The 12,670-nt window shown below is 62.4% G+C and carries 12 protein-coding genes; 4 read left to right on the forward strand and 8 right to left on the reverse strand.

Going from position 1 to position 12,670, the window contains the following annotated elements; genetic code table 11:
• The 4 genes from HU218_RS09220 to HU218_RS09235 all read left to right on the forward strand — a co-directional run.
• Window positions 1-1,963, forward strand: a 1,963-nt coding sequence (locus HU218_RS09220) for an efflux RND transporter permease subunit (protein ID WP_174874652.1), incomplete at its 5' end; no start/stop codon positions are given.
• 5 nt (window positions 1,964-1,968) lie between these two features.
• Window positions 1,969-2,196: a YgaP family membrane protein gene (locus tag HU218_RS09225; RefSeq protein WP_174874653.1), complete on the forward strand. Its 228-nt coding sequence runs from the start codon at window positions 1,969-1,971 to the stop codon at window positions 2,194-2,196.
• Window positions 2,193-3,560, forward strand: a complete 1,368-nt coding sequence (locus HU218_RS09230; protein WP_174874654.1) for a TolC family protein — start codon at window positions 2,193-2,195, stop codon at window positions 3,558-3,560. The genes HU218_RS09225 and HU218_RS09230 overlap by 4 nt, the downstream gene beginning before the upstream one ends.
• Window positions 3,557-3,871, forward strand: coding sequence for a rhodanese-like domain-containing protein (locus HU218_RS09235; RefSeq protein ID WP_174874655.1), 315 nt, complete (start codon window positions 3,557-3,559; stop codon window positions 3,869-3,871). Before HU218_RS09230 ends, HU218_RS09235 begins: the two co-directional genes overlap by 4 nt.
• A 95-nt stretch (window positions 3,872-3,966) precedes the next feature.
• On the opposite strand, the gene HU218_RS09240 is transcribed toward HU218_RS09235, so the two are convergent.
• The 8 genes from HU218_RS09240 to bamB form a co-directional block, all read right to left on the reverse strand.
• Window positions 3,967-5,262: an adenylosuccinate synthase gene (locus HU218_RS09240; protein ID WP_174874656.1), complete on the reverse strand. Its 1,296-nt coding sequence runs from the start codon at window positions 5,260-5,262 to the stop codon at window positions 3,967-3,969.
• A gap of 31 nt (window positions 5,263-5,293) precedes the next feature.
• Window positions 5,294-6,445, reverse strand: a complete 1,152-nt coding sequence (locus HU218_RS09245; protein WP_174874657.1) for an ATP phosphoribosyltransferase regulatory subunit — start codon at window positions 6,443-6,445, stop codon at window positions 5,294-5,296.
• A 99-nt stretch (window positions 6,446-6,544) separates the two neighbouring features.
• Window positions 6,545-7,420: a protease modulator HflC gene (gene hflC, locus HU218_RS09250; RefSeq protein ID WP_174874658.1), complete on the reverse strand. Its 876-nt coding sequence runs from the start codon at window positions 7,418-7,420 to the stop codon at window positions 6,545-6,547.
• 12 nt (window positions 7,421-7,432) lie between these two features.
• Entirely contained in the window at window positions 7,433-8,617 is a 1,185-nt protein-coding gene (hflK, locus tag HU218_RS09255) for an FtsH protease activity modulator HflK (RefSeq protein ID WP_174874659.1), read from the reverse strand.
• Window positions 8,601-9,737 carry a ribosome rescue GTPase HflX gene (gene hflX, locus HU218_RS09260; RefSeq protein WP_174874660.1) on the reverse strand — a complete coding sequence of 379 codons (1,137 nt, stop codon included), beginning with the start codon at window positions 9,735-9,737 and terminating at the stop codon, window positions 8,601-8,603. The genes hflK and hflX overlap by 17 nt, the downstream gene beginning before the upstream one ends.
• Window positions 9,738-9,807: 70 nt before the next feature.
• Entirely contained in the window at window positions 9,808-10,065 is a 258-nt protein-coding gene (gene hfq, locus HU218_RS09265; protein WP_174874661.1) for an RNA chaperone Hfq, read from the reverse strand.
• 89 nt (window positions 10,066-10,154) lie between these two features.
• Window positions 10,155-11,519 (reverse strand): ribosome biogenesis GTPase Der, encoded by a 1,365-nt coding sequence (gene der, locus HU218_RS09270; RefSeq protein ID WP_174874662.1) that lies wholly within the window; start codon window positions 11,517-11,519, stop codon window positions 10,155-10,157.
• A 10-nt stretch (window positions 11,520-11,529) separates the two neighbouring features.
• Complete coding sequence (bamB, locus tag HU218_RS09275; RefSeq protein ID WP_174874663.1) at window positions 11,530-12,669, reverse strand: outer membrane protein assembly factor BamB; 1,140 nt, start codon at window positions 12,667-12,669, stop codon at window positions 11,530-11,532.
• Between the last annotated feature and the right edge of the window lies 1 nt (window position 12,670).

The raw sequence follows: 12,670 nt of genomic DNA on the forward strand, positions 1-12,670 counted from the left end.
CCTGGTGGACGATGCCATCGTGGTGGTGGAAAACATCCACCGCCACCGCCAGCTGCATCCGCAAGCCAGCCTCTCCGAGCTGATTCCGCGTGCGGTAGACGAAGTGGGCGGCCCCACCATCCTCGCCACGCTGACGGTGATTGCCGCGCTGCTGCCGATGGCCTTCGTCTCCGGCCTGATGGGCCCGTACATGAGCCCGATCCCGATCAATGCCTCGATGGGCATGCTGATCTCGCTGGCGATCGCCTTCATCCTCACGCCGTGGTTGTCGCGGCTGTGGCTGGCCAAGACCCACCAGCATCACGACGGGTTGGCCGCCAAGTTGCAGCCACTGGCCGGCAAGGTGTTCGCGCCGTTCCTGCACCCGCAGACTGGCGGCCGTGCCCGCTCGCTGCTGTGGCTTGGCGTCGCCGGCATGGTGGCGCTGTCGCTGGCACTGCCGGTGGCCAAGCTGGTGGTGCTGAAGATGCTGCCGTTCGACAACAAGTCCGAGCTGCAACTGGTGGTGGACATGCCGGCCGGCAGCCCGCTGGAAGACACCGCCGCGCTGATGAAAGAAATGGGTAGCTGGCTGGGCAAGCAGCCGGAGGTGGTCAACTACCAGGCCTATGCCGGCACCGCCGCGCCGATCAACTTCAATGGTCTGGTGCGCCAGTACTACCTGCGCAGCGGCTATGAAAGCGGCGACATGCTGATCAACCTGCTGGATAAGCACCAGCGCAGCGAATCCAGCCACCGTATCGCCCTGCGCTACCGCCCGGCACTCACCCAAATTGCCCAACGCTACGGCGCGCGCATCAAGCTGGTGGAAGTACCGCCGGGTCCGCCGGTGATGGCGCCGATCGTGGCCGAGGTCTACGGCCCGTCCGCCGCCGGCCGCGCCAGCGTGACGCAGCAACTGGAGGCGCTGTTCAAGCGCAGCAGCCATATCGTGGACGTGGATAGCAGCGTGCAGCCGCAAGGCCCGAAAACCGTGCTGCTGATCGACCGCGAGAAAGCCATGCAGCGCGGCGTGCCGCAGGCCGCCATTGTCGCCACGTTGGCCGCAGGCCTGGGCGGCGACAACGCCACCTGGCTGCACGACAACAGCAAGTACGCGGTGCCGGTGCAGCTGCGCCTGCCGCTGGCGGCGCAGGCCAATACCGATGCGCTGCTGGCACTGCCGGTACGCGCCGGTGACGGCAGCGTGCTGCCGCTGTCCGGGCTGGTCAAAGCGGTGCCGGCGCAGGTGGAACGCCCGCGCATGCGCAAGGACGGCGTAGCGGTGGACTATGTGGTCGGCGACATGGCAGGCGGCGAGGACAGCCCGCTGTACGGCATGTTCGAGATGCGCAGCCAGTTGGCCACTATCCAGACCGCCAACCTGCAGCCGCTGGGCGAGTACTTCATCCACCAGCCGCAGGACACCCAGCGCCAGTACGCCATCAAGTGGGATGGCGAATGGCAGATCACCTATGAAACCTTCCGCGACATGGGTGCCGCCTACGCGGTGGGCCTGGTGCTGATCTACCTGCTGGTGGTGGCGCACTTCGGCTCCTACCTGATGCCGCTGATCATCATGGCGCCGATTCCGCTGACGCTGGTGGGGGTGATGCCCGGCCATGCACTGCTGGGCGCGCCGTTCACCGCCACCAGCATGATCGGCATGATCGCGCTGGCCGGCATCATCGTGCGCAACTCCATCCTGCTGGTGGACTTCATCCGCCTGGAGGTGGCCGGCGGCATGGACTTCGCCACCGCTGTGGTGCGCTCCGCCGCCACCCGCGCACAGCCGATCGCCCTGACCGGCCTGGCGGCGATGATCGGCGCGCTGTTCATCCTCGACGACCCGATCTTCAACGGTCTGGCCATCTCGCTGATCTTCGGCATTTTCGTCTCCACCCTGCTGACGCTGGTGGTGATCCCCTTGCTCTACTACATCGCCTTCCGTGGCCAGGCCGCGGCAGCGACCACTGAAAGGTAACTATCATGACTATCGAACGCGCCATCCGCTTTTTTGCCGGCTTCATGATCCTGCTGTCACTGGCACTGGGCGCCGAAGCCAGCCCGCTGTTCGTCAGCAAATACTGGCTGTGGCTGACCGCCTTCGTCGGCGCCAACCTGTTCCAGTTCTCGCTCACCAACTTCTGCCCGCTGGCCCTGCTGCTGAAAAAGCTGGGCGTACCGGAGCAGGCCAGCTGCGGAGCCCGCAAATGACACGCCTGTTGTTGCCGGCCCTGATCGCGCTGGCACTGATGCCTGCCGCGCAGGCCCTGGATCTGCAGCAAGCCTGGCAGGCCGCACGCGGACACGATCCGCAACTGGCCGCCAGCGAGGCTAACGGCCGCGCCGATGCCACCCTGCCCGCCCAGGGCCGCGCCATGCTGCGGCCCAAGCTCGGGCTGGTGGCCGGCGGAGGCTGGGGCAGCATGGACCAGCTCACCCGCGGCGCCCGCTTCGTCACCCCCGGCATGAGTTCGGATCAGGTGGAATTCGAAAGCAAGGTCAGCGGCGGTACGCGGCAGTGGTGGGGGCTGGAAGCACGCCAGATGCTGTATGACGCCAGCGCCAGTGCCACGGCCGGACAGTTGGCCGCACAGGGTCAGGCCGGTGCGGCCAACCTTGTCGCCGCTCGGCAGCAGGCGATGTTGCAGCTGGCCGCCCGCTATTTCGACGTACTGGCAGCCGATGCCCAGCTGGCCGCACTGGCGCAGCAGCAACGCGCCACCCGCGAGGCACTGGATGCCACCCAGGCACGCTACCAGGCTGGCGATGCACCGATTACCGATCTGGAAGAAGCCCGCGCACGGCTGGCACTGCTGGATGCCGATACCCTGGCATTGCAACAGCAACACCAGCTGGCGGTACAACGCCTGAGCGACCTCACCGGCCTGCCGCCAGCCACCCTGCAAGACCTGCCCGCCGGCGGCACCCTGCCGCTACCGGCACTGGCACCGCTGACCGACTGGCAACAGCAGGCTCGGCAGCGCAACCCGCAGTTACAGGCCAGCCAGGCTGGCCGCGATGCCGCGCGACTGGAGGCCGGCAAGCACAGCGCCGGCGGCAGCCCGAAACTGGAGCTGGTCGCCCGTGCCGGTGACGAGCGCTGGCGCGATAGCGATGCCAGCCAGCGGAGCCGGCAGCAGTTCGTCGGCGTCGAGCTGACCATCCCGCTGTATACCGGCGGCTATCGCGATGCCAAGTACAGCGAGGCGCTGGCGCGGCAAGATGCCGCCGAAGCCGGTGTCAATGCCGCGGCACTGGCGGTAAACGATGCGGTGCATAACGCCTGGCTGGGCGTAAGCCAGGGCCAGAGCAGGTTGGCCGCATTGCAATTGGCCGAACAGGCGGCCCGCCGCCAGCTTGATGCCACCCGGATGGGGCGCGAGGAAGGGGCGCGCACCACGCTGGACCTGCTCAATGCCGAACAGGGTGTCGCCGAGGTAGTGAAGCAGCGTGCGCTGCTGCGCTACCAGACCCTGTACCAGTGGCTGGCGCTGCACGCCGCCGCAGGCACGCTGGACGACAGTGTGATCGCCAACCTCAAACCGCTATTTGCCACCTCCGGAAAGCAACCATGATTGCCTGGCTGAAAAAACTGTTTTCTCCCGCGCCTGCGCCGGCACTGCCGGCCGGCACCCTGCTGATCGACGTACGCGAGCCGCAGGAGTACGCCTCCGGCCATGCCCCCGGTGCCATCAACATCCCGCTGGCGCAGCTGGGCAGCCACATTCAGCGGCTGCAGGCCGGCAAGCCGCCGGCCCTGGTGCTGTACTGCACCAGCGGCATGCGCAGCGCCGCCGCCTGCCGCCAGTTGCAACAGGCTGGTTTCCACCAGGTACACAACGCCCGCACCCGCCAGCAGGCGGCCGTCTGGCTGCAACAGCGCTAGCCACCATTCCCTGCGGTTACCGGCAACCGTTGACCGCAGGCATGAAAAAAGGCACCGTCAGAAGACGGTGCCTTTTTGCAGCATAACGCGTTGGCTTACAGGCCGAACGGGTGACGCAGCACGATGGTTTCTTCGCGGTCCGGACCGGTGGACACGATGTCTACCGGCGCGCCGCACACTTCCTCGATACGCTTCAGGTAGGCCTGGGCGTTGGCCGGCAGGTCTTCCCAGCGCTTGACGCCCACGCTGGACTCGGTCCAGCCCGGCAGGGTTTCGTATACCGGTTCGCACTTGGTCACGGCATCGGAACCGAACGGCAGGATGTCCACCAGCTTGCCATCCAGCATGTAGCCGGTGCACAGCTTGATCTCTTCCAGACCATCCATCACGTCCAGCTTCATCACGCACAGGCCGGAAACGCCGTTGATCTGGATAGAGCGCTTCAGCGCGGCAGCATCAAACCAGCCACAGCGACGCGGACGACCGGTCACGGAACCGAACTCGTTGCCTTTCTTGGCCAGGAAGGCGCCGACTTCGTTGTCCTGCTCGGACGGGAACGGACCGGAACCGACGCGGGTGCAGTAACCCTTCACGATACCCAGCACGTAGTTGAGCATCTGCGGCGGCACACCGGCGCCCGGTGCGGCGGCACCAGCAACACAGTTGGACGAGGTCACGAACGGATAGGTACCGTGGTCGATGTCCAGCAGGGTGCCCTGGGCGCCTTCGAACAGGATCGGAATGCCAGCCTTGTCCATGTCGTACAGGGTGCGGGAAACGTCGGCCACCATCGGCTTGATGCGCTCAGCCAGCTTCATGGTGTCGGCCAGGATGGTGTCGTAGCTTACCGGTTCGGCCTTCAGCAGATTGGTCAGCAGGAAGTTGTAGTAGTCTACGTTTTCCTTCAGTTTGCTGGCGAAGCGTTCCGGGTTGAACAGATCGATCACCTTCAGGGCGCGACGGGCAACCTTGTCTTCGTAGCACGGGCCGATACCGCGGCCGGTGGTACCGATCTTGGCAGCGCCCAGCGCAGCTTCACGCGCCTGGTCCAGCGCCACATGGTACGGCAGGATCAGCGGGCAGCCTTCGGCGATCTTCAGGCGTGCCGAGGCGTTAACGCCGGCAGCTTCCAGCTCGTCCAGTTCTTTCAGCAGCGCTTCCGGCGACAGCACCACGCCGTTACCGATGAAGCAATCCACACCTTCGCGCAGGATGCCGGACGGCACCAGGCGCAGAACGGTTTTCTTGCCGTTGACCCACAGGGTGTGACCAGCATTGTGGCCGCCCTGGAAGCGCACGACGGCGCGCGCGTGGTCGGTAAGCCAGTCAACAATCTTGCCCTTGCCCTCGTCACCCCACTGGGTACCGATCACCACGACATTCTTGGACATTGGAAAAAACCTCTTCTGTTTCAAGTTCAAATTATTTGAAAGGGACCAGCTGCCACTCACCGGCGGCGAACTGCAGTTCGCGGTCACAGTTGAGTGCATCAGCTGATTCGCCCAGGTAATCGATGATCACGCGTTCGCCGGCGGCACGCAGTTCGGCCACCTTGGCCGCTGCTTGCGGCAGCAGGCGCGCGGCCAGCTTGATGCCTTGCGCGCTATCGCGCTGCGGCAGGATGCGCACCAGATCGCGCAGATCCAGACTGAAGCCGGTCGCCGGACGCGCGCGGCCGAAACGGCGGCCAACGTTGTCGTAGCGTCCGCCTCGCGCCAGCGCCTCGGACCAGCCCGGCGCATAAGCGGCAAACATCAGGCCGGTGTGGTAGGCATCACCGCGCAACTCGGCCAGATCGAAACTCACCTGCACGCGCTCGCCTACGGCGGCGGCAATGGCAGACAACTGCATCAGCGCCAGTTCGATTTCCGGCAGCGACGGCAAACGGTTACGCGCCTTTTCCAGCACGCTGGCCGGGCCATACAGCTCCGGCAGCGCCAGGAAGGCGCTGCGATACGGTTCGGCAACGCCAGCCACCAGTTCGGCGGCGGTAGCAATGTCCTTGGCCTGCAGGGCGGCAAACAGCTCCTGCCGCACGTCGGCAGCCAGACCGGCAGCCGCTGCCAGACCGCGGAAGATGCCGATGTGGCCAACGTCGAGTCGTACCTGCTGCACACCGACCTGGGCCAGCGCATCCAGCATCAGGCCGATGATTTCCACGTCGGCCTCGATGCCGGCGTAGCCGTACAACTCGGCGCCTACCTGCAGCGGCTCGCGTGAGCTCATCAGCCCGGACGGACGGGCATGTACCACGCTGCCGGCGTAACACAGGCGGGTAACGCCGGTACGCGAAGACAGCAGGTGGGCATCGATACGTGCGACCTGGGGGGTAATGTCGGCTCTCAGGCCAAGCTGGCGACCGGAGAGATGGTCATCCAGCTTGTAGGTTTTCAGATCCAGCGTGGCATCGTCGTCGGACACCAGCGCGTCAGCAAATTCCACCAGCGGCGGCAGCACGAGTTCGTAGCCGGAAACGCGGAACAGCTCCAGCATCGCTGCCTTGGCAGTTTCCACCTGACGTGCGGTTGCCGGCAGAATGTCGGCGATATGTTCGGGTAACAGCCAGTTGCGCATTTTGCCTTACACACAAGAAAAGGCGGGATTCACAATCCCGCCTTGTTATTCAGCAGCGCGGCCTGCGGCCAACGTGCCTAAATGTCAGCCCAAATTGTATCAGCGTGAACCCGGTTGCGCACGCTTGAAATACTTGAAGAAATCCGAACTGGGGTCGAGCACCATTACATCGCTCTTGTTGTGGAAGGTCTGCTTGTAGGCTTCCATGCTACGCCAGAAAGCATAGAACTCCGGGTTCTTGCCGTAGGCCTGGGCATAAATTGCCGCTGCCTTGGCATCGCCCTCGCCTTTCAGCTGCTGGGCCTGGCGGTAGGCATCGGCCAGAATCACCTCGCGCTGACGGTCGGCATCGGCACGGATACGCTCGGCCTCGGCAGAGCCTTCGCTGCGCAGCTGGTTTGCCACGGTACGGCGCTCGGAATTCATGCGCTCGAATACCGAATCGCTGATTTTCTCCGGAAAGTCCACCCGCTTCAGCCGCACATCCAGAATAGCCACGCCGATCTTCTGCGCCTCGCTATCGGCACGCTTGCGCACGATCTCCATCACCTCATCACGCTTGCCGGAGATGACATCGGCGACGGTTTTCTGGCCGAACTCGGCACGCAGACCGTCGTTGATGGTCTGACGCAGGCGCTGCACCGCCACAGTTTCGTTACCGCCCACGCTCTTGTAGAAGCGCTCGACATCGGTCACGCGCCATTTGACGAAGCTGTCGACCAGCACGTTCTTCTTTTCTCGGGTGTTGAATAGTTCGGGCGCCTCCGGATCGATGGTCTGGATACGACGGTCGAAATAGCGCACGTTCTGCATCAGCGGGATCTTGAAGTGGATACCCGGCGCCTTGATGACATCCACCACCTCGCCAAACTGGAACACCATGGCGAACTGACGCTGGTCAACGGTAAACAGCGAACCGGCAGCAAGCAACAGGCTGGCCGCAATAGCGATTATGACGGGAAACATTCGTTCCATCTGTGTGTCCTCTTAGCGGCCGCGAATGACTTCGCGTTCGGTGTGCGCTCGTGGCGCCAGGGCGGGTTGGCTGTCAGTCTGCGGAATCGCAGGAGCCTTAGGCTCGGCGGCACGCTCCGCGGCAGACTGCTGCATCAGTTTGTCCAGCGGCAGATACAACAGATTGTTGCCGGACTTCTGATCCACATACACCTTGCTGCTGTTGGACAGCACCTGCTGCATCATGTCGAGGTACAGACGGTCGCGCATGACTTTGGGCGCCTTGGTGTATTCGGCCAACACGCTCTGGAAGCGTGCAGCATCACCTTCGGCAGTAGAAACGACTTTCTGTTTGTAACCTTGCGCCTCTTCCAGTAACCGCGATGCCAGACCCTGCGCCTTGGGCACCACGTCATTGGCGTAGGCCTGGCCTTCATTGCGCAGCTTTTCCTTGTCCTGACCGGCTTTCACGGCATCGTCAAAGGCAGCAATCACCTCTTCCGGCGGCTGCACATCGTTGATGTTGACCTTGGCCACGCGTACCCCGAGACGGTAGCGATCGAGGATGCCCTGCATGATGCTCTGCGTTTCCGCCGCTACCTGGCCGCGCCCCTCGTTGAGCACGAAGTCCACCTTGCTGCGGCCAACCACTTCACGAATCGCGGTTTCCGCCGCCTGCTTCACTACGTCCTGCGCATCGTCTTCCAGCGCCAGGTTATTGAACAGGAAGTCGCGTGCATCTTTCACGTCGTACTGTACCGATAGCTGAACATCGATGATGTTCTGGTCCTCGGTCAGCATCAACGACTCTTCCTTCACCCGGTTCTTGGCATTGCTGCGATAGCCGATTTCCACGCTGCGCAGCTGGGTAAGGTTGACGATTTCGACCTGCTCGAACGGATATGGCGCATGCCACTGCAAGCCGGATTCGCTGCTGCGGTTATAACTCCCCAGCCGCAGTACAACCCCCTCTTCACGGGCGTCCACTACATAAAAACCGCTGGCAAGCCATAAGCCGCCCAGCACCAGCAGCAAACCGGCGGCACCGAAACGCATGCCACCGCTCATGCGCGGGCCGCCATTGCCAGTATTAGGGGCTTGTGGCTGGCGAGGCTTGCCCCCCAGCAGACGGGACAGCTTTTCATTCAGCTGGCGGAATACTTCATCCAGATCCGGCGGCCCGTCATCGGGGCCACGATTGTTACCATTCTGTGCCATAGGAGTCTTCTTGTTGAGTATGCGTTGCTGTCGTTCCAGACACGCGTTCGGCAATCGCCTCCCGCAGGAGTTCCAAGCCGGCACCGGTCAGCGCCGACACCCGCACGCCGACGACAATACCGTGCTCATCACGAATGATTTCCGGCGGCAGCTCGCGCAAATCGGTCTTGTTCCATACCAGCAGCTGCGGCACCTCGGCGGCATCGATCTCCTGCAGCACCTTGTTGACCTCTTCTACCTGACGGTCACGCATATCGCTGGCCGAATCGACAACATGCAACAGCAAGTCGGCGGAGATGGTTTCTTCCAGCGTGGCGCGAAAGGCCGCCACCAGCGAGTGCGGCAGATCGCGGATAAAGCCGACGGTATCCGACAGCACAATCGACACATCCTGATTGATATACAAGCGGCGGCTGGTGGTATCCAGCGTGGCGAACAGCTGGTTGGCCGCATAAATATTGGCCTTGGTCAGCGCATTGAACAGCGTGGATTTGCCGGCGTTGGTATAGCCAACGATGGACACCGAGGCAACGCCGGAGCGTGCCCGTCCCCGCCGCTGGGTTTTGCGCTGCTTCTGCACGGTAGCCAGGCGCTCTTTCAACGCCTTGACGCGAATACCCAGCAAGCGACGGTCGGTTTCCAGCTGCGTCTCGCCCGGACCGCGCAAGCCGATACCGCCCTTTTGCCGCTCCAGGTGGGTCCAGCCGCGTACCAGACGGGTAGCCATGTGTGACAACTGCGCCAGTTCCACCTGCAGCTTGCCTTCATGACTACGCGCGCGCTGGGCAAAAATATCCAGAATCAGGCTGACACGATCCACCACGCGGCATTGCATCTCGCGCTCCAGGTTGCGCTCCTGGATCGGCTTGAGGTCATGGTTGAAAATCACCACATTGGCACCGGTAGCCCGCACCATGGCCGCGATTTCCTCGACCTTGCCCTTGCCGGCAAACAGTGCCGCATCCGGCCGTTGCCGCTTGCCGCGCACAATACCGCAGACGCCAACACCGGCGCCCTTTACCAGCTCAACACATTCGGAGACGCCTTCTTCGTAGTCGGCCTCACCAAAATCCAGACATACCAGAACTGCCTGGTCACCCAGGTCGGGACGGTCAAACACTAGGGGAAACTTTCAAGAAATGGGGGCTGGCCGATCGTTTGATCGGCCAGCCCCCGAGATGAAGCAAAAGTTAGGCGTCCTGTGCTTCCGGCTTGGCAGCGTGGTGCTCGTGCGGGATGCTTACCGGACGGGCCGGTACCACAGTGGAGATGGCATGCTTGTATACCATCTGGGTCACGGTGTTTTTCAGCAGAACGACATACTGGTCAAAGGACTCGATCTGACCCTGCAGCTTGATACCGTTTACCAGGTAGATGGATACCGGTACGTGTTCCTTGCGCAGAATGTTCAGAAACGGGTCTTGTAACATTTGCCCTTTGGCGCTCATTTTTTGTTCTCCAATTTCAAAGAGTTTCTGTAATTCGGTTCAAGCGGGCTGGTGCTAGCAGTCTTTGTAGCATAAAAAATTCCAGCCGACTATTTGAGGCCCTTATGGCGCATCAAACCTGGTTTGCCGCCTGTGGCTTCGACCTCAAACGGGTTGTCACTTGATTTGTACTGTACCCGCAGCGGCGTGCCTTGCAAATGAAAAGCCTTGCGGAACATACCTTCCAGATAACGGGTGTAGCTTTCCGGAACCCGATCCAGCGCGTTACCGTGAATCACGATAATCGGCGGGTTCATGCCGCCCTGGTGCGCATAGCGCAACTTCGGACGCACGGTACCGGCACGCGGCGGCTGCTGGCGCTCGGTGGCTACCTGCAGGATACGGGTCAGTTTCGGCGTCGGCAGCTTGCTCATCGCCGCCTTGTAGGCATCGTCGATGGACTTGAACAGATCGCCTACCCCGCGGCCTTCCAGCGCCGAGATGTAATGGAACTTGGCAAAATCCAGAAAGCCCAGCTTGCGCAGGATATCCCGCTTGATGGTGTCTTTCTGCTGAAGTTCCAGGTCTTCCCATTTATTTACCGCTACCACCAGCGCGCGACCGGCTTCCAGCGCGAAGCCGGCGATGGTGGCATCCTGCTCGGAAATATCCAGCTGCGCATCCAGCACCAGCACCGCCACGTTGGCATCCTCGATCGCCTTCATGGTCTTGATCACCGAGAATTTCTCGATGGCTTCGTTGACCTTGCCGCGGCGACGGACGCCAGCGGTATCGATAATGGTGTATTTGCGGCTTTCGCGCTCGAAATCAATATAGATACTGTCGCGCGTGGTCCCTGCCTGGTCGAAAGCAATGACGCGCTCCTCGCCCAGAATGGCATTCACCAGCGTCGATTTGCCTACGTTGGGGCGCCCGATGATGGCAAATTTGGGGTGATGGGTCTTGTCCTCTTCCTCGGCATCCGGGAAGTGCTCCAGCACCATTTCCACCAGTTCACGTACGCCATCGCCGTGCGAAGCCGAGATGGTATACGGGTCGCCCAGTGCCAGCTCGTGGAACTCGGCGGCCGCCATCGCGTGATTGACGCCTTCGGCTTTGTTCACGGCCAGAAACACCGGCTGCTTGGACTGGCGCAAACGGTTGGCAATGATCTTGTCCTGCGGCGTCAGACCGGTGCGGCCATCCACCAGAAACACGATGGCATCGGCCTCGTCCACGGCTTGCAGCGTCTGCCGCGCCATTTCGAACAGAATACCTTCGTCCACCACCGGCTCGAAACCGCCGGTATCGACCACCAGGTACGGTTTGCTACCGACACGGCCATGGCCATAGTGACGGTCGCGGGTAAGACCCGGCTGATCCGCAACCAGCGCATCGCGCGAGCGGGTCAGCCGGTTAAACAGCGTTGATTTGCCCACATTGGGGCGGCCCACCAGGGCAATAGTTGGTTTCATCTTTTACAGCTTAGAGGGTCAGAGCAGCCAGCGTACCGTTTTTGCCGTACACATAGGCGGAGTCGCCCAGTACCAGCGGGCGGCTCATAGTGCCGCGAACGTCGAGCCTGCTGCGGCCAACCGTGTGTCCATCAAGAGGCGAAAGCAGGTGTGCATAGCCTTCGCCATCGAGCACCAGCAACTGGTTACCCAGCTTTACCGGTGCGGTGACATTGCGATAGCGGAAACTATCCTGTTTCCACAAATTGCGACCGGACTCAATGTCGAATGCCCAGATCGCGCCATCTTCTGCCGTCACATAGACGGCACTGGTATCCAGCGACAGGCCACGGCTGCTACCGACATCCCGCGCCCAAGACAGCTGGCCGCCGCGCGCCTCGAAGCAGGCGGTGCGTCCCTGAAACGCTACCGCGCATACCCGGCTGCCATCAAATACCGGCTGGCTGACCACATCGGTCACGCGTTCCAGCTCGCTGGCGCCACGTGGCGAAGCCACCGTGGCTTGCCACAGCTGACGCCCCTGCTCTACCGCGTACACCGCGATCTTGCCGCCGGTCTCGCCAGTCAGCAGCACATCATCGCCTTCGGTCTTGATCTGCGGTGTAGTCGCCCGCACCGTCAAGGCCGGCAACGGTTGCCATTGCGTCCACAGCTGCCGGCCGCTGGCGCGGTCGAATGCTGTAATACGGCCATCGCCGGTACGTACAACCAGCAACTTGCTGGCCAACTGTGGCGGCTCGGCCAGTACGCTGGTCAGCGTCTGGCGCCAGATAACCTTGCCACTCTTGCTTTCTACTGCCAGCAGTTCGCCAGCATTGGTTCCGGCAAACACCATGCCGTCAGCGGCCGCCACACCTGCACTCAACTCCTGCTTGAGATCCAGGGTTTGCATGGTGCGCCCGCTCAGCGCTTCCAGTGCCTTGACCTGTCCATCCTCACCAGCCACCCAGAGTGTGCCGGCATCGTAAAACGGCGGGAACAGGCCATTCTTGGCCTCCGGTACCGATACCTCCCACTTCACATGCAGGGTTTGTTCCGGCTTGAAGTCGGCCAGCGGGGTTGGCTGATAGGCGTCATCACCGACAAACCAGGAGGCGCAACCCGAAAGCAGTGGCAGGGCAATGGCAGTAGCAAGCAAGTAACGTTTCATG

The organism is Vogesella oryzae (assembly GCF_902829295.1).
Classification (GTDB): Bacteria; Pseudomonadota; Gammaproteobacteria; order Burkholderiales; family Chromobacteriaceae; genus Vogesella; species Vogesella oryzae.